At 38.6% G+C, this 18,154-nt stretch carries 11 protein-coding genes; 5 read left to right on the top strand and 6 right to left on the bottom strand.

Features of this window, described 5'->3' with window-relative positions; translation table 11 throughout:
- Positions 1–48: 48 nt before the first annotated feature.
- The 6 genes from WC614_07800 to WC614_07775 all read right to left on the bottom strand — a co-directional run bounded on the left by WC614_07800 (position 49) and on the right by WC614_07775 (position 10,037).
- Positions 49–1,323: a Glu/Leu/Phe/Val dehydrogenase gene (locus WC614_07800; GenBank protein MFA5032907.1), complete on the bottom strand. Its 1,275-nt coding sequence runs from the start codon at positions 1,321–1,323 to the stop codon at positions 49–51.
- 254 nt (positions 1,324–1,577) lie between these two features.
- Positions 1,578–2,975: an NADPH-dependent glutamate synthase gene (gene gltA, locus WC614_07795; protein MFA5032906.1), complete on the bottom strand. Its 1,398-nt coding sequence runs from the start codon at positions 2,973–2,975 to the stop codon at positions 1,578–1,580.
- Positions 2,976–3,028: 53 nt separating this feature from the next.
- Positions 3,029–3,913 carry a sulfide/dihydroorotate dehydrogenase-like FAD/NAD-binding protein gene (locus WC614_07790; GenBank protein ID MFA5032905.1) on the bottom strand — a complete coding sequence of 295 codons (885 nt, stop codon included), beginning with the start codon at positions 3,911–3,913 and terminating at the stop codon, positions 3,029–3,031.
- The gene (locus WC614_07785) at positions 3,906–6,416 is read right to left on the bottom strand and encodes a molybdopterin-dependent oxidoreductase (GenBank protein ID MFA5032904.1); all 2,511 of its coding nucleotides are present in this window, start codon (positions 6,414–6,416) and stop codon (positions 3,906–3,908) included. The genes WC614_07790 and WC614_07785 overlap by 8 nt, the downstream gene beginning before the upstream one ends.
- On the bottom strand, positions 6,409–9,558 hold the full coding sequence (locus WC614_07780) for an NADH-ubiquinone oxidoreductase-F iron-sulfur binding region domain-containing protein (GenBank protein MFA5032903.1): 3,150 nt from the start codon (positions 9,556–9,558) through the stop codon (positions 6,409–6,411). The genes WC614_07785 and WC614_07780 overlap by 8 nt, the downstream gene beginning before the upstream one ends.
- Positions 9,559–9,578: 20 nt before the next feature.
- Positions 9,579–10,037 (bottom strand): NAD(P)H-dependent oxidoreductase subunit E, encoded by a 459-nt coding sequence (locus WC614_07775; GenBank protein MFA5032902.1) that lies wholly within the window; start codon positions 10,035–10,037, stop codon positions 9,579–9,581.
- 256 nt (positions 10,038–10,293) lie between these two features.
- Between WC614_07775 and WC614_07770 the strand changes: the two genes are divergently transcribed.
- The 5 genes from WC614_07770 to WC614_07750 form a co-directional block, all read left to right on the top strand.
- Complete coding sequence (locus WC614_07770) at positions 10,294–11,811, top strand: hypothetical protein (GenBank protein ID MFA5032901.1); 1,518 nt, start codon at positions 10,294–10,296, stop codon at positions 11,809–11,811.
- 135 nt (positions 11,812–11,946) lie between these two features.
- On the top strand, positions 11,947–13,428 hold the full coding sequence (gene tilS, locus WC614_07765; GenBank protein MFA5032900.1) for a tRNA lysidine(34) synthetase TilS: 1,482 nt from the start codon (positions 11,947–11,949) through the stop codon (positions 13,426–13,428).
- Positions 13,429–13,430: 2 nt separating this feature from the next.
- Positions 13,431–15,383, top strand: a complete 1,953-nt coding sequence (gene ftsH, locus WC614_07760; GenBank protein ID MFA5032899.1) for an ATP-dependent zinc metalloprotease FtsH — start codon at positions 13,431–13,433, stop codon at positions 15,381–15,383.
- 20 nt (positions 15,384–15,403) lie between these two features.
- A complete protein-coding gene (cdaA, locus tag WC614_07755) occupies positions 15,404–16,138 on the top strand; it encodes a diadenylate cyclase CdaA (GenBank protein MFA5032898.1) in 735 nt (244 codons plus the stop codon).
- 17 nt (positions 16,139–16,155) lie between these two features.
- Positions 16,156–18,154 (top strand): DUF2723 domain-containing protein (locus WC614_07750; protein MFA5032897.1); only part of this gene is annotated, 1,999 nt, incomplete at its 3' end.

Below are 18,154 nucleotides of genomic sequence, written 5' to 3'. Positions count from 1 at the left end.
AAAAAGGGTAGGTTGTTTCCAACCTACCCTTTTTTTTAATCAACGCTATTAAATCCAGCCTCTTAACTTCATAGCTTTTTCAACGCTGTCTATAGCTACCATATAAGCTGCATTTCTCATATAAGTCTTTTTATCTTTCGACATTTTCAAGACTTTCTGGAATGCAACCGTCATTTTATCGTCTAACTTTTCGTTTACTTCTTTCTCGGTCCAGTAGAAGTTCATATTGTTTTGTACTCCTTCGAAATATGAACAAACTACTCCACCTGCGTTACATAAGAAATCAGGGATAAGCAATATCTTGGGGTTTTTCCTTATTACCGCATCTGCTTCTGGAGTTGTTGGTCCATTTGCACCTTCGGCTATAATCCTGACTTTGGAACTTATTTTCTTTACCGTTTCTCCCGTGATTATTCCTTCTAATGCTGCCGGGATAAGGACTTCCACATCTTTTGACAACCATGCGTCTGCAGATTCTATTTTATATCCTTTAGCCATTGCCTTTTTATTGTCTATGGCTCCATACTGGTCGGTAATTGATTGCAAGAAAACGGGATCAATCCCGCTGTCTTTACTTACGGTATAAGATTTTTTATCGTGTCTATTCCAGTATGATACGCAAACAACTTTACCACCAAGCTTTATGAAATTTATTGCCGCGTATTGAGATACATTTCCAAATCCCATAATAGATGCTTTACAATTTTTTGCCTGAAGTTTTAATTCTTTAAGGGCTTCACGGACGGTAACAATAACGCCGAATCCGGTTGCTGCCGTTCTTCCGAGCGAGCCGCCGCCGCCTAATGGTTTTCCGGTAACTACGCCGGGATAAGATTTTCCTGTTAATCTTGAAAATTCATCCATCATCCAGCCCATCATTTGAGGTGTTGTGCCTATATCAGGAGCGGGAACGTCCATTAAGGGCCCAATATTTTTCCACATTTGATTTATCCAGCCACGGCATAATCTTTCTTTTTCTCCGTCCGAAAGACTTGCAGGTTCAACGACGATTCCACCTTTTCCTCCACCCAATGGAATGTCGGACACTGCGCATTTCCACGTCATCCAGGTAGCAAGAGCTTTTACGGTATCAACAGTTTCGTTTGCCGCAAAACGAAGTCCACCTTTATTTGGTCCTCTTGCATCATTGTGCTGAACTCTGAAACCTCTGAACACTCTAATAGAACCATCGTCCATTTTTATAGGTATATTAAAATGGAATTCTCTTAACGGTTCTCTCATTATCGCACGAGCAGACTTGCTAAGCTTAAGCTGGTCTGCAACTTCATCAAACTGCCTTTGCGCCATCTCAAAAGCATTCATATTTCCCCCTTTTCTCTAATAAATAAGCCACTTTCCCTCATATTTATATTAGCAGAGTTCATAATATGTTATTTTTATATTGTCAACTTTTCTCTTAATTTTATTATAGTAGATGATAAACTCTTTTCGTTTTTGCCTTTAATGTAGCTAGCTTTAGCAACTTTACTATTCATTTTTTATACAAATCTTTCAATGTTTTGATTTCTACGTGTTTTGTATAATTTTATTGAATATTAATGTTCCTTTTTGTAAAATTACCAATTTCCGGTTTGCAAACATTCATGAATTGTTCTAGCCGCAATTCTGCCGGCGCCCATTGCCGCTATTACGGTCGCTGCGCCGGTCGCTATGTCACCACCGGCAAATATCCTTTTTCGTGATGTTTTTCCGGTATTTTTATCCGTTACCAGGTTTCCATTTTTGCCGATTTCAAGTCCGGGCGTTGTTATCCCAATTAAAGGATTTGGTGAGTTTCCTATTGCCACAACTATAACATCTACTTTACTTTTAAAATTTGAATTTTCCATAGGGACAGGTCTACGTCTCCCGGAAGCATCCGGCTCACCAAGTTCCATTTTTATACATTCCATTTCATAAACAACGCCATTGTCGTTGCCATAATAATTAACCGGTAAAGTAAGGTAATGAAATTCTACGCCTTCTTCTTCGGCATTTTCTATTTCTTCAAGACGGGCCGGCATTTCGGTTTTCGAGCGTCTATAAACTATCATAGACCTTTCAGCTCCTAATCTCAAGGCAACGCGAGCACAATCCATTGCCACGTTCCCGCCGCCTACGACGGCTACGTTTTTCCCCAGAACTATTGGAGTATCATATTCAGGAAATTTATATGCATTCATTAAGTTTGCACGTGTTAAATACTCGTTTGCAGAGTATACACCATTATAGTTTTCTCCGGGAACATTCATAAACCATGGCAATCCCGCTCCAGTGCCTATAAAAATAGCTTCGTATTCCCGCAGCAATTCATCTACGGTTTTAATATTCCCAATTACATTATCTAATAACATTTTCACACCCAAGCTTCCGACATAATCAATTTCACGTTTTACAATTCTTTTAGGCAATCTGAATTCAGGTATTCCGTACATCAGAACTCCCCCAAATTCGTGCAAGGCTTCAAAAACAGTAACGTCATGCCCGACTTTAGCCAAATCACTTGCAACGGTTAAACCTGCCGGTCCACTGCCAACAACGGCTACTTTCTTTCCGGTAGAAGGAAGAATATGAGGCATTTCTATTTCTGCCTGCCCGGCTTCCCAGTCTGCCGCAAATCTTTCTAACCTACCAATAGCTATGGGAGCCCCGGGTTTATTAAGCACACATAATTTTTCGCATTGTTCTTCTTGAGGACACACTCTACCACATACTGCCGGCAGAGAATTTTTCTCTTTCAATACTCTTATTGCGGATTTGAAATCTCCGTCTGCAATGAATCTTATAAAACCGGGAATATTTATTTCCACAGGACAGCCATTAACGCAGGGAGAGTTCTTGCATTGCAGACATCTCTTTGCTTCAGCCAATGCAAGTTCGGCAGTGTATCCCAAAGCTACTTCGTTAATATTTTTCACCCTGGCTTCGGACGCCTGCTTAGGCATATCCATGCGATTTAAATTTAGCTTTGCCATAAATTCTTTTTTATAATCTCATTGCTCCAAATACTTAGTTTTTTATTTACTCTTTAAGGATAAAATTCACATTCCCATTCTTGTAATGAACGCATTTCTTCTTTTAAATACATAGAACGCCGTATAAACAAAAGGTCCCAATCTACTTGATGCGCATCAAATTCCGGGCCATCAACACATGCAAATTTAGTCTCTCCGCCCACGGATACACGGCAAGCTCCGCACATACCTGTTCCATCAACCATTATCGGGTCAAGCGCAACTATTGTTTTTATTCCGGAAGCACGGGTAACATCCGCGCAAAGCTTCATCATAAAAGTGCAACCAATAACTATGATGCGGTCAATTTTATTAGTTCCCATCGGAGCTGGATACGAACCTTTAAGTGCTTCGTCCAAGAGTTTCTTATCTTTTATAAACTTATCCAGGAATTCTGCAATATGTCCGGAATAACCTGACGAGCCATCACGAGTCACGGTGAAAAGCGAGTCTGAGACTGTTCTTATTCTGTCTTCCCAATAAAGTAATCGCTTATTCCGCGCCTCTATAATTGATATAACTTTATTGCCTTTAGCTTTTAATGCCCGTGCAATCGGCGATATAGCACCTATCCCGTAGCATCCGCCCACACAGATTACAGTGCCAAAGTTTTCGATTTCAGTTGGTTTCCCCAATGGACCTACAAAATTGAGCACGGAATCTGATTCTTTCAGCGCGCTTAACTTGCAGGTTGAAGTTCCCAATGTCACAAAAACAACGGATACTGTTCCCTTATCTGCATCCCAATCCGTTATTGTAAAAGGAATCCGTTCTCCTTTTTCATCCACCCTTACCATAACAAATTGGCCGGCTTTAATTTTCGCAGCTATTTCAGGAGAATACAAAGTTAATGAAAAGATGTTTGGCGCCAACTCATGTTTTTCTATTATTTTATACATTTGATTTTTTTATTTCCACATCATAAAGCTTTAATGGGGTCTTTGTTACCTGATCAAATGGAGGCACAAAAGGCAAATCAGCAAAGCTCCATTTTAGGAATGCTGTTCCAACAGGTAACTCATTATTGATTCTACTGTCAGTAATTATGGTACCTTCTTGAAATTTAATTTCAACGTCATCGTTCTCGCAAATATTCCGAGATTCCATATCGGAATGATTTAACTCAAGCACTTTTTCGCGTTTAAGGAATCTTATACCTTTAACTTTTTCAGCTAAAGCGCCGCCCCTGTAATTATCCGAGCCGTAGCCGAGAATTAGTTTAATAAGTTGCGGGTTTGTTTTATCATTTTTGATCATTGCTTTGTAATTATTGATATGCAAATCGTTTTTACTTTGCTTGTTTGAAACTACAGACTGCAGTTCGTTCATTATTTCTTCCGCCCTTCCAAAGTCAAATCCTTTAGCTCCAAGTTTCTGCGCTAATTCGCAAAGAATCCACCAATCAGGCTTTGAATCACCTATTGGTTCAATAGCTTTATTTATATACCTCGTATGTCCCATAATGTCAATAAAACTTCCATTTGTTTCTGCAAAACTTGCGGAAGGCAGGACAACATCGGCAAACTCCATCGCAACTGTGGGGAATATATCCTGTACGATTAAGAAAACATCGGGGTTGAGGTGGGCAATCTGAGTTTTGATTGGCACATTTTGCATAAGATAAAGGACTTTAATTTTTCCATTAGAGATATTCTGAAGAGTTTCTATAAGCGTTAATCCGGGAATAGTGTTTAATGTACAGTTCCATACGGATTCGCATTGTTTTCTTGCAGATTCATTTGATATTGACTGGTATCCTGGCAAGTAATCCGGCAATGTTCCTGCAAAAAGTGCGCCCTGAACATTATTTTCCGGCCCCAAAGAAATAACTTTGGAATTGGTAAGCGTTGATAGTTTTTCAATAACCATTATTGTATTTGCGGATGTTATTCCCGGACCATACATAATAACCATCGGGCTATTTGCAGCAAATATGCGGGCTGCGCTTTCCAATTCTTTTTCATCTACGCCTGTGATTCTTTTGATTTCCGAAGGCATAAAAGCGTCAAGAGATAGCCTTATTTCTTCGGTATAAGCTCCATTATTAAACAATTCTTTATCAATGAGAAGTTTCATAATGCCCTGCAATAAAACATCCTCTGTTCCGGGATATGGAGTTATTTTCACGTTTGCCAGTTTTGAAAATCCTTTAAAAATTGAATCAATCAAAACAAAAGGAACTCCCTTCTTTAATAATTTTTTAATTTCAAGAGCCATTACAGGATGCGAATAACCAACATCAGCGCCTACAACTAAAACACATTTAGCATCCATAGAGACATCAATATTGGGGAACAGCATTCCGGAAAGCCTTGCAGTGTTATCTATATTATTACTCCGCATCACCGTTCTGCAAAATTTTTGAAGAATATAATTATCTTCAGTAGAACAATTTGCTGAGCCTACGGCAGCAAAATTCTCTCCCTGACAATTTTTAATGTTTTCGGCAACAAAGTCTAAGGCTTCACCCCAGCTAACCTTTGTTAGTTTGCCATCCTTCTTAACCATTGGGCTTGTAATCCTATCGGGATGATGAACTATATTTCTAATGGTAAATCTTCCCCTTACGCACAATTGTTGTTCCTTATAAGGTAATGCACCAATTATTTTATCCCCTTTAATCTGCAAGTCAATCTGACAACCTGAAGCACAATATGGACAAGTAGTAGTACAGGTGTTTTCAGAAACTCCTTCCCATTTATTTCCTCGTTCAGACAGTGCGCCTGTTGGACAAATATCAACACAGGCACCACAGAATTGGCATTCAGTTTGATAAAGGGGTTGCTCAAATGCAGTTCCGATTGTTGTTTTAGGTCCGCGATAAATGAAACTAATCGCCCCAACACCACGAACATCATTACAAACATTCACGCAACGACCGCAAAGAACGCATAAATTGTAATCCCGATCAAAAAATGGAGAATTCCGGATAACCGCAACTTCTTTATAATTAGAAGCAAGAGGTAATTCTTTTAACCCAACATATTCAACTACTTTTTCCAGTTCGCAATTCTTGTATTTGGGACAAAATTTACAGCCGGTAGTAACGGGAAGTTTTCTTGTGCAAGACTGGGATGAAGCACAGTTGTCTTTTTCCTTACAAAGAAGACAGGCGCTCGGATGTTCTGTCAATATAAGTTCCAGAATATTTTGCCTAAGTTCCTGAACTTTAGGTGTATTAGTATGAACTACCATTCCTTCCTTTACGGTAGTGTTACAGGCAGTTGGATACCCTGATATACCATCTACTTCAACTATACATAATCTGCAACCCCCATAAGGACTAAGCTCTTTATGCCAACAAAGCGTTGGAATCGGGACTCTATGAAACTTGCACGCCTCTAACACGGTCCAATTTTCTTCCACTTTTACTTCTGTCCCATTTAATTTTATATTAATCATTTTTTTTCTCTATTGATTTTTTCCCGTCTTCTGTCTCTAAATCACATCTCAAACAACGACGCGCCTCTTTTATTATGACATCTTTTGTAAATCCTAAAGATACTTCCTTAAAATTATTATTTCTATCTTTAACCGACAACAAAGGCATTGCAGGTCGTTTCGCTTCTGTTATTTCCGTTTCGCTTAATTCTACCGGCTTAGGATAAATTGATGGCCTTGTTACTTTATATTCTCCCGTTAAACTTTCTCCTCTAAGGTATTTGTCTATAGATTTTGCCGCTCTCTTGCCTGCGCTAATTGCTTCCACTACGGTAGCAGGCCCGGTAACCACATCTCCACCTGCAAATATACCATCTCTGCTTGTAATGAGAACTTCTTTATCCGCTATAACGTTACTCCATTCACCAATATGAATATTATCTTTCTTATTTATATAAGAGGTATCCGGTTGCTCGCTTATTGCAGTCAATAATGTATCCAACTCCATTTTGAATTGTGACCCTTTTATCTTAACGGGTCTTCGTCTTCCACTGTTGTCTATGTCTCCTAATTCCATCTTAATACAACTAATGCCCGCCAATTTCCCCTTTTGGGTTATTACTCGCGTAGGCGCCGTTAAATATTTAATTTCTATTCCTTCTTCTATTGCGCTTTCTATTTCTTCCTTAAATGCAGGCATCTCTGCGATTGTTCTCCTGTAAATAATTGTTACTTTTTCGGTATCGGGTAAACGATTTGCCACTCGTGCCGCATCTATAGCCGAATTACCTCCACCAATTACACCTATTCTTTTCCCTGTCTTAATTTTCTTGCCTGAATTTATGGATTTCAAAAATTCTAATGAATCAATAACTCCTTCGGCATCTTCCCCGGGAATCCTAAGTTTTATACTCTTATGGGAACCGGTAGCAATAAATATTGCTTTATACCCTTGCGCTAATAACCCATCTATTGTTATATCTTTTCCAAGCTTAACATTTGTTTGGATTTCAACACCCGCCGATTTGATCGCTTCTATATCAAATTCAAAAACCTTACGAGGCAGACGATACTCGGGAATAACGCTCGTAAGCATACCGCCGGCTATGGGAAGCGCCTCATAAATTGTCACGTCATACCCTTCAAGCCTAAGGTAGTACCCACAACTTAATCCTGTAGGCCCGGCCCCGATAATGGCAACCTTCTGAGATTTATTTTTCTTTAAAGATATTTTTGGCTTCAACCCCGATTTCATAGCATAATCAGTAACAAAACGTTTTATTCCACGGATAGCTATCGGTTCGCCTCCATCGCCTGCTTTACATTTTACTTCACAAGGGTGATGGCAAACACGACCACACACACTCGGCAAAGGGTTATCTTTGTGGATTATATCAAATGCCTCTTTTATTTTACCTTGAGCGACTAATGCTATATAAGCTGGCGCCTCAGTGTCTATAGGACAAGTATGTTGACAAGGTGAAGATATTATTTCTTTGCATACCAATGCTTCGCACCGCTTATTTTTTATATGATTTATATATTCTTCCCTAAAATATTTTAATGTGCTTAATGCCGGGTTCGGTGCCGTTTGTCCTAACCCGCAAAGAGCTGTTGATTTAATTGTATGCGCTAATTCCTCAAGCTTGTCAATATCTTCCATTGTCCCCATACCCGTTTTTATCTTATCTAAAATTTTCAACATCTCTTTTATTCCTACGCGGCAAGGAACACACTTACCGCAAGATTCGGCTTGGGTAAAATCCAAAAAATAATGCGCTATATCTACCATACAATTATTTTCATCCATAACAATCATACCGCCAGACCCCATAATCGAGCCTGCTTCCTTGAGCGATTCGTAATCTATAGGAAGGGTTAGGCAAGATTCCGGCAAACACCCGCCGGACGGTCCCCCTGTTTGAATTCCCTTAAAAGCCTTATCGTCTAAAATTCCGCCCCCTATGTCATACACAATTTCTTTTAGTGTCATTCCCATCGGGACTTCTATAAGACCGGTGCGTTTCATCTTTCCGGCTAATGCAAAAGTTTTAGTTCCTTTGCTGGTTTTTGTCCCATACTTTGAATAATTCTCCGCACCTTTAAGAATAACGTAAGGTATAGTGCCAAGAGTCTCTACGTTGTTAATCACCGTGGGTTTATTATACAAGCCGGATACTGCAGGATAAGGCGGACGCGCACGAGGCATACCTCTTTTGCCTTCAAGAGAAGCAATCAAAGCTGTTTCTTCGCCGCAAACAAAAGCTCCTGCACCCTCCTTTATGTTTATATCAAAATTGAATCCTGAGCCTAAAATATTTTCCCCTATAAGATTATATTCTTGCATTTGCTTTAATCCTATTTTAAGTCTTTCAATGGCCAGAGGATATTCCGCACGAATGTATACATATCCCATATTAGCTCCGATCGCATAACCTGCAATCAAGATGCCTTCTAAAACCGAATGTGGGTCGCTCTCCCACAATGCTCGATTCATAAAAGCGCCCGGATCACCTTCGTCTGCATTACATATAATGTATTTCTCTTTAGAAATTTGTTTTCTACAAATATTCCACTTGTTGGCAGTAAGAAAACCTGACCCTCCTCTACCCCGCAAGCCAGCGCTTTTAACTTCCGCAATAACATCATCAGGCGACATTTTTAACGCTTTAGACAACGCTGAATAGCCATCATTGGCAATATAATGATTTATGTTTTCAGGGTCGATAAACCCACATTTACGCAACACAATACGAACTTGAGATTTAAGCATAGGGTGTTCAAAAAACAGAGGAATGCCGGGTATATTTTTTTCACCAATACTTCCAATGGCAAATTCCGGGCACGGGTCATCATTTACAAGATAGTTTTTAATAAGCGTGGCAACGATTTCTGGCGTAACTCTACCGTAAGAAATGCGAGATTGACCGGGTTTAATTATATCAACCAATGGCTCAAGATAACACAATCCGATGCACCCCACTTGCATAACTATAGCATCTATTCCATTTGATTGTAGTTCTTGTTTGATATTGTCTATCAACGATAATGCCCCTGCAGCTCTTCCACACGTGCCGGCGCCGACCAATATTACAGGTTTCTTGCTGTTAGCAAAGATATCCCATTCCATTGTAGCGGTTTGACGAATTTTTTCAAAATCCATTATTAAAAGGTCCTAAGCTCTTATTTTTCCGTCTTTAGGTTTTTTAAAAAGTTTGTTGCTTTAGTAGAAGTCATTTTAGTTTGAACGGTTTTATCCACAACTACAACGGGAGATAACGCGCAACATCCGACGCAAGCAACTCTCTCTAATTCAAAGTTATAATCTTTAGTCTTTTCGCCTATTTTGATATTTAATTCCTGCTCAAATGTCTCTAAAATTTTAGCGCCTCCTCGAACGTAGCATGCCGTCCCTAAACATACTGTTATATTATGTTTAGCGGGACGGGTAAACCTAAATTGAGTATAAAAAGTAGCAACTCCAAAAACTTCTGCTTCAGATACGCCTAAATATTTAGCTATATCTGAAACAAGAGACTTAGAAATGTAGCCATATTTGTTCTGAACTTTCTGAAGAATAGCAATTAATCCAGACCTCTTTTTACTACATTGAGTTAAAAAATCCGTTGCAGATTGTTCCATAAAATAAGCCGTAAACTAACATTGTATATTTGAATGTCAAGGAAAAAACGGAAGTTTATTCTAATACCAACTTGTTTCCCAGATGTCTGTTTGTAGAAACTTGATTTATCAAATCCTTTTTTCTTTGTTTGGGGGTTACTCCTGACTTATAATTTAATTGACAAATAAGCTAAATAATTTAGAATATCTTGTGCTTGAACTTAATATAGGATTCTACAACAAGTCAAGTAGAGTGACATTTTAACCGGGAGGGAAAATGCAGATACTATTAATAGTTACTTTGTTGATAAATGCAAATTTTCAGGCAGTAAAACCACCTTCAAAAGATGCAGACATAAAACATTCTCTGTTATTTAGTTCCCCTGACTCTCAAGTTTTAAGCTTGAGTGGCAGTAGCAAACAATTTCCATTCCGGGAAGAACAAGTATCATTTGACACTAAAGGGAAGTTAATGACATTGACCGCACAGGACGCAAAGAGAATAGGTGTTTTTCAGGATATAAAAGGATTGGTAAAAATGGAAGTTTATAAAATATCCCCTGTTTCCTATAGTTTAGAAATACTTCACAAAGAAGACTCAAGACTTTTAAGAACACGGGAAACTATTAACGAGGAAGAATTTAAGGTTTTGCAATTAAGAATAGATAATTTATTTTTGTCGCATCCCAAATTGGATAGAAGCGGTTGGGGACTCTTTGCGCTTACCTCGCTTCAATCATCAACAACCGAATGGGCTCCTTTGATGGCTCAACTTGTTGTGAATGATACAACGCCAAGTGATACAATGCCGAGCGATACAATTCAACAAATGAACACTGTTGCAGCAGCCGTCCAATTATTTACTTCGGCAGCGGGATTCTTTATTCCTCTTGCTCTGACAATTAACAAACCTGTTACTCTTGGCCAGGCCGGTTTTTCCTGGTCATGGACTCACCAGGGGTATGGAGTAGGGCTTCTTTTGGCAGATATAACAAGATTTTCGGGCTCGACGGATTATTCTAAAATCTATAAGGCAAGCGCACTTGCGGGTGGAATCTTAGGAGATTTTGTAGGTTACTCATTTGCGGGGAGAAAAAAAATAAATGAGGGCAGAGGCGCGATGATGGCGGAAATGGGATACTGGGGTAGTATCTATGGCGCACTTATCCCATATCTTGTAATCCCGGGCAGGTATGAAGATTGGGAACATCTCGGTTGGGAAAAGAGAACATTGGAAGCATTTACACTTTGTGGTTTGGTATATGGTGAACATTGGTGGTACAACAAAGGAAAAGATGTATATACTTATGGGGATTGGCTCGGATTTACAACGTTTGCAGGGTTATCCACGGCAACGAGTATGAATGTCTCTTCTTATCTCTGGGGGGGATTGGATTCGGGAATGACTGCTACAAAGCAGAAATTATATGCCGGCACGGCAGGCGCAATTAACCTTTTGGGATTATGGAAAGGTTTGCAGCTTTTTAAAACATCGGACCTTACACTGGTAGATGGTGTTGCTTTAACAGGTGGCACTCTGGCGGGAAGTCTTGTCGGCGCAGGTGTTATTATGTTGGCTGACTCAGCAATAGAAGATGGAAAAATTAAATTTTCAATAGGACTTGCCGGAGGATGGGCAGGGTATCTTATTACAAATAATCTCATAAGCCGCGGGCAGGGAGAACACTCATTGGGACTTAACTTGCAACTGCAACCCCAAAACCTACTAAACTTATTGATAAGCAAAAACGAAAATATGCCGTTTAGCGGGTCTCTAATTAGTGTTAAATTTTAAAGACATAAACCGGTAAGTTCAAAATCGACCCAAAAACAACCTTCTTGCAGTGTCTTCTTACTTATTAAAAACATAGCCTTATTATACAATTAAATAATTTGACAAAACGGCTATTTTAATTTATTTTTAACAATTATGCTTATGCGGGAAAGAATTATATCAACTATTGAAAAATACGGGCTTATCAGACACGGGGATAAGGTTTTAATTGCCGTATCCGGAGGCGCAGATTCCGTATTCCTTTTATGGACGTTAAAAAACTTGCAAAAGAAATATTCTCTTGACCTCCATATAGCTCACCTGAACCACGGACTTCGTAAAAAAGCAGACAAAGAAACGGAATTCGTTAAATCGCTTGCGCGAAATTATAAAATCCCAATTACAACGGGAAAAATAGATATAAAAGCATATGCGAAGAAAAACAAATTAACTTTAGAAGAGGCAGGTCGTGAAGCAAGATATGCATTCCTGAAGAAAGTAGTTTCAAAAATTGGCGCAACTAAAATTGCTACAGGACATACAATGACGGATGAAGTTGAGACTTTTTTTATGAGACTTACAAGAGGAACCGGACGCAAAGGTTTGTCTTTAATTCCTCCGATTAGAGATAACATTATAAGGCCGCTGATTGAAATTGAACACGGTGAAATAATCAGTTTCCTGAAAAAGGAAGAGATAAAGTACGAAACGGATTATTCAAATTATAATTGTAAATATACCCGTAACTTCGTAAGACATAATATTGTTAAGCATTTGTCACCAACTTTTGGGAAAAAAATAATTCAGTTCAGAGAAATTATGGAACGGGAAGAAAAAGTTCTCGAAAAACTTACGGAGGAATCACTCGATAAAATGGTGATCAAAAAAAACGGCACGATGCTCCACGGAATAAAATTAAACCTGACCGCTTTTTTAAACGAAGATGTTGCAATAAAAAGAAGAATAATTCGCAAATTAACGGAAAAATTAAGCTCGACAGTCCCTAATTTTGAAGAAACGGAAAATATAATTAGTTATATAACAAAAGCCAAACCCGGCAATGTTTTCATATCTCATGATATTCAGATTACAAAGTCCTGCGCCTCAATAAACTTTGTAAATAAAAAAACTTCTCTGCATCTAATGGAATCCGTCTCAGGCGGAGCGAGGAGCAATCTATCAGAGATGATATTACCTATCCCGGGAGAAATAAAAGTTGGCAAATACAAAATTTGTACTAAAATGAAAGAACATAATTCCCATAACGCAAAAAGCGGGGGGAAGTGCAAACAGTTAACTTTTGATGATAAACATAAAGTGTATTTTGATTTTGATAAACTTAACTTGCCATTATTTATAAGAGCAAGGGAGGCAGGCGATAAGTTTTTAGGGGCAGGATACAGTAAAAGTTTAAAAAAAGTTTTTATTGATGATAGAATTCCGGCAGAAGAAAGAATGGAAATTCCTTTATTGATAGACAAACTTGGTATTTTATGGATTATAGGTAAAAGAAGAGCGTATAGGGCATTTATAGAAAACAATACAAGAAAAATCCTTGAAGTAACCCAGCAAAGCTGGGTAAGAAGCTCTAATTCCAAAAGGGGGCTAAGAGTTTCTAAAGGTAAAGGCAATGGATGAAAATGAATAATAAAAATGGAACATCCCGCCACGGCGGTGATCATAAAAATTCAAATAAAAAACTTCCTCAAAAGCCATTTGTTGGAGGAATATTTATCTGGATATTGTTTATCTTAGGGCTTATTATCATGCTTTCTCAATTCGGAGCTACGAAAACAATAGAAATACCGTATTCGCAATTTCGTTCGCAAGTGGATTCGAATAATATAGCCAATATAGTAGTTATTGCGGATAGGGAGATTCAAGGAGAATTCAAAACTCCAATCAAACAGAACAATATAGAGTCACGATATTTTAAAACCCTTATGCCCTTTGCGGATGAAACTACGATATCTGAACTCATAATGCAGGGAGTTAAGGTAGATGCTCGTGCATTTTCTAATGTATTTTCCAGGTTTGGCCCGACCCTTTTTTTTCTTGTAATTTTGATTGTTTTTTGGTTTTTTATGTTTAGAAATATGGGAAAAGTGCCTAAAGATGCAATGAGTTTTGGACAAAGTAAAGCAAGAAGGGTAGATAACAAAGGGGACAAAATAACTTTTGAAGATGTAGCAGGTGTAGAGGAAGCCAAAAACGAATTACGGGAAATTGTCGAATTCTTAAAATTCCCGAAAAAATTTGAACGTCTTGGAGCCAAAATTCCAAAAGGCGCTTTACTTCTCGGAGCTCCCGGGACCGGAAAAACCTTACTTGCCCGTGCTACCGCAGGAGAAGCCGGCGTGCCTTTTTTCTCTATGTCAGGTTCGGACTTCGTTGAGTTGTTTGTAGGGATTGGAGCTTCAAGAGTCAGGGATTTATTCAATAAAGGAAAGAAAAGCGCACCTTGTATTATATTTATAGATGAACTTGATGCCGTCGGAAGATACCGTGGAGCGGGAATCGGCGGCGGACACGATGAAAGAGAACAAACCTTAAACGCACTGCTCGTAGAAATGGATGGCTTTGAGGCAAACAAAGGGATTATTGTAATGGCGGCAACAAATCGCCCGGACATACTTGACCCTGCTCTTCTAAGACCGGGAAGATTTGACAGGCAAATCGTAGTAGATAGACCGGATATACTTGGCAGGGAAATGATTTTTAAAGTCCATGTAAAGAAAATTCCTATGTCGGATGATGTTGACTTGAAAATATTGGCTCGCGGAACTCCCGGATTTTCAGGCGCAGATATTGCCAATACGGTTAACGAGTCGGCGCTTCTTGCAGCTAAAAAAGGTAAAGATAAGGTAGAGATGGAAGACTTCGAAGAAGCGAAAGATAAAGTTCTTATGGGAGTAGAAAGAAAGAGCCTTGTCTTGTCGGAAAATGAGCGTAAAAATACGGCTTATCATGAAGCAGGACACGTAATTGTGGCAAAATTTATGCCGGGAGCCGACCCCATACACAAAGTTACTATTATACCGAGAGGCATGGCACTCGGACTTACACAACAGTTATCCGTTGATGAACGGAAAAATTATTCCAGGGAATATTGCTTTACCCAACTCGCAGTTTTATGTGGCGGCAGGGCAGCCGAAGTCAGTGCTATTAACACCGAAACAACGGGAGCAAGAAATGACATTGAACAGGCTACCGAACTTGCCCATAAAATGGTTTGTAGATGGGGGATGAGCGATGTACTTGGGCCTATAGCTTTTGGTAAAAAGAATGAAGAAATATTCCTCGGAAGGGAGATTTCACAACACAGGGATTTCTCCGAAGAAACGGCAAAAAGCATAGATAAAGAAATTAGTAAGTTTGTCAGGATTGGCGAAACCAAAGCGAAAAATATAATTAAAGAACATATGAACGGTTTGCATAGTCTTGCAAAGAAATTATTGGAAAGAGAAGTTCTTACGGGGGATGAAATAGATGAAGTATTGGGGTTGGGAGAAAAGCCTAAACCGGTGAAACCCGTAAATAAACAAATATCGAAAATAACTAAAGGACTAAAGTCTAAGAGTAAGAAACTCTAAGGACTAACTTCTAATTAAAAATGGGATTTATTAAATTTAGGGCTGTAAATGCATTAGAAATTATAATACTTTCCGCTTTTATTTATTATTTCTTTTCTTTTATTAAAGGAACGAAAGCGCTTCAAATGATGTTTGGAGTGGTAAGTCTATTTGTCCTTGCCGTTGTATCCGATTTTCTTAAATTTGAAACACTTTCATTTATATTTAAGGGGTTAGGGACTGCATGGATAATACTTTTAGTGTTATTGTTCCAGCCTGAACTTAGAAATGCGCTTGCAAGACTTGGTGCAAGATTCGGAAAGGCGTTTACACAAGGAATAAGAATGCCTATTGATGAACTTGCAAAAACGGTATTTGCGCTATCGGAAAAAAAAGAAGGCGCCATAATCGTAATAGAAAGGGAAGTCTCGCTTAAGGATTATATTGATACAGGGCAATTGATGGAATCAAGGTTATCCAGCGAAATTATACTTACTGTTTTTACTCCTCTTTCTCCTTTACACGATGGGGCCGTTATTGTAAGAGGAAATACATTGGTCGCTGCTGCCTGTATTTTGCCTGTTTCCGAAAAATCATTGGTTGCTGAAATCGGAACGCGTCATAGAGCTGCGCTCGGTTTGTCCGAAGAAACTGATGCAGTATGTATCATAGTGTCCGAAGAAACCGGACAGATAAGTATTGCGGTAAAAGGAGAATTAATTACGAATATACCTAAAACAAAAGTAAAACAAGAACTATATAAACAAGCTGTATAAAAAAAGGAGCGTTTGAAATGAGTAAAAAAGAATATATGTGGGGATTTATTATCTCCACTTTAGCCGTATTTGGAATTTATCTTTATACCGTTCAGCCTTCTTTATCTTTCTGGGATTGCGGAGAATTTATTGCCTGTGGTTATTCTCTGGGAGTCCCGCATCCTCCGGGCTCACCATTGTATACCCTGCTTAATAAAATATTATGCTTTATCCCGTTTGGAAAAGAAATTGCATTCAGGGTAAATATGGGGTCGGTAATAAGCGGAGCCATTACCGCAGGTTTGTTATGGGTAATAGCCGCGAAAATACTTGTAAAAATGAAAACTCCTCAAACCAAAATGGAACATTTTATCATATCATTAAGCGCCGGTGTAGGAGCTATGCTCGGGTCTTTGGCATATACTTGCTGGTGGGGCGCAGTGGAAGCGGAAGTTTATAGAATGGCTTCTTTGATGGTTATGCTATGTGTGTTCTGGATATTAAGATGGCAGGATGAAATTCAGACTTCAGATAATAAAAGATTTTTATTTTTGATTACCTATATATTTGCGCTTTCCGTTGGAATACAACTAATGCCAATGCTTACTGCGCCTGCAATATTCTTATTCATATTGTTGAATAAAAAAGATTTGGATAGTTTAAGATTTATAGCAATAACAATGCCGTTTCTTGCCCTTTTTATGGGAATGTCGCTTGTTCTCGTTGGGATAATAGGAGTAGCAGTAATAATTTTCCTGGTAGTAACTTATCGTAAAGAAATGTTTGATGGAAAATTTATCGGGCTTGTAGTGGTCGGTTTTTTATTGGGAATAGGTAGCTATTCCTATCTTATGATAAGAGCGCATCATAATCCGTATATTAATGAAGCTGCTCCTACGGATATTCCGAAATTATGGGATGTTTTTTCAAGAACGCAGTATGGCCCTGCAAAACTTGGCGTAAGCACGATACTTAAAAGAGAAACAGAAACTCCGGAAAATAAATATAATATGGTACAGGCATTTGTATACCAGATCAAATTTTTTACGGATTATCTTACATGGCAGTGGGTCCCGTATCCAAGACAATCAAGATGGGAAGGAGAAATAGCTTCCAATTTCACTAAACTATCCAGCTTGTTTTTTAATATCATTTTTATAGGAATCGGATTGTTTGGTATGTGGACGCATTATAGGAAAGAAAAGCGTACATTCTGGTTGATGTTTACTTTGCTGCTTACGTTGACTTTCATCCTTACTTTTTATATGAATTTTAAGTTTTCGCCTTCCGACACTAATCCTCTACATAAACCCGCAGAAGTAAGAGAACGACATTATTTCTATGACTCGGCATTTACTTTGTTCGGCTGGTACATTGGTATTGGAGTATGGGGGGTAATAACGCTATTAAGAAATAAATGGTACCAGAGAATTATGTCTCCTGTTCTTGGGCTACTCGTTTTAGTTCCTATTTTTGGTAATTTCAACTCACATATAAACAGACGCGGGAACTGGATTCCTGACGATTATGCATATAATATGCTTAGTTCTTGTGATGATGGTGCCGTAATATTTACAAATGGAGATAATGATACATTCCCATTGTGGTTTGCGCAGACAGTAAAAAAGATTAAACCTAAATTAATGGTAGCGAACCTGTCTTTACTTAATACGGATTGGTATATAAAACAACTGAGAAGCTGGGGTGCGCCTATTTCTTTTACGGATTATGAGGCTGAAAATCTTATTCCTTTCCCTGTCATTAAAAATGGGGAACCCGTAAAAGATAAAACTTTATTCGTAAAAGATTTGGCAGTAAGAGATATGCTTGCCACTAATAGCGGATTCAAGTTTGAACCTAAGATTTTTATGCCCATTAAAAGAACGGCATTGCCTAAAAAGTATAGAGAAAAAATCCCGGCAGATATGGAACTCATTCGCCCGGATTATTATGTAAAACGCATTCCAAGAGAATACTGGGTCAGGTTGCCCGAAGAATATTTCTTGCCTGCAGAAGATTTTGCCAATATAGTTATGA

It is taken from the genome of bacterium (assembly GCA_041649255.1).
Taxonomy (GTDB): Bacteria; Hydrothermota; UBA3073; order JACQXS01; family JAQTXJ01; genus JAQTXJ01.
This window is presented reverse-complemented; position numbering and strand designations above follow the sequence as displayed.

Coding starts and splice junctions, on each gene's coding strand:
- WC614_07785 (MFA5032904.1), bottom strand. CDS start 6,416: ATGATTAATATAAAATTAAATGGGACAGAAGTAAAAGTGGAAGAAAAT.
- tilS (MFA5032900.1), top strand. CDS start 11,947: ATGCTTATGCGGGAAAGAATTATATCAACTATTGAAAAATACGGGCTT.
- WC614_07790 (MFA5032905.1), bottom strand. CDS start 3,913: ATGTATAAAATAATAGAAAAACATGAGTTGGCGCCAAACATCTTTTCA.
- WC614_07800 (MFA5032907.1), bottom strand. CDS start 1,323: ATGAATGCTTTTGAGATGGCGCAAAGGCAGTTTGATGAAGTTGCAGAC.
- ftsH (MFA5032899.1), top strand. CDS start 13,431: ATGAATAATAAAAATGGAACATCCCGCCACGGCGGTGATCATAAAAAT.
- WC614_07775 (MFA5032902.1), bottom strand. CDS start 10,037: ATGGAACAATCTGCAACGGATTTTTTAACTCAATGTAGTAAAAAGAGG.
- WC614_07780 (MFA5032903.1), bottom strand. CDS start 9,558: ATGGATTTTGAAAAAATTCGTCAAACCGCTACAATGGAATGGGATATC.
- WC614_07770 (MFA5032901.1), top strand. CDS start 10,294: ATGCAGATACTATTAATAGTTACTTTGTTGATAAATGCAAATTTTCAG.
- gltA (MFA5032906.1), bottom strand. CDS start 2,975: ATGGCAAAGCTAAATTTAAATCGCATGGATATGCCTAAGCAGGCGTCC.
- cdaA (MFA5032898.1), top strand. CDS start 15,404: ATGGGATTTATTAAATTTAGGGCTGTAAATGCATTAGAAATTATAATA.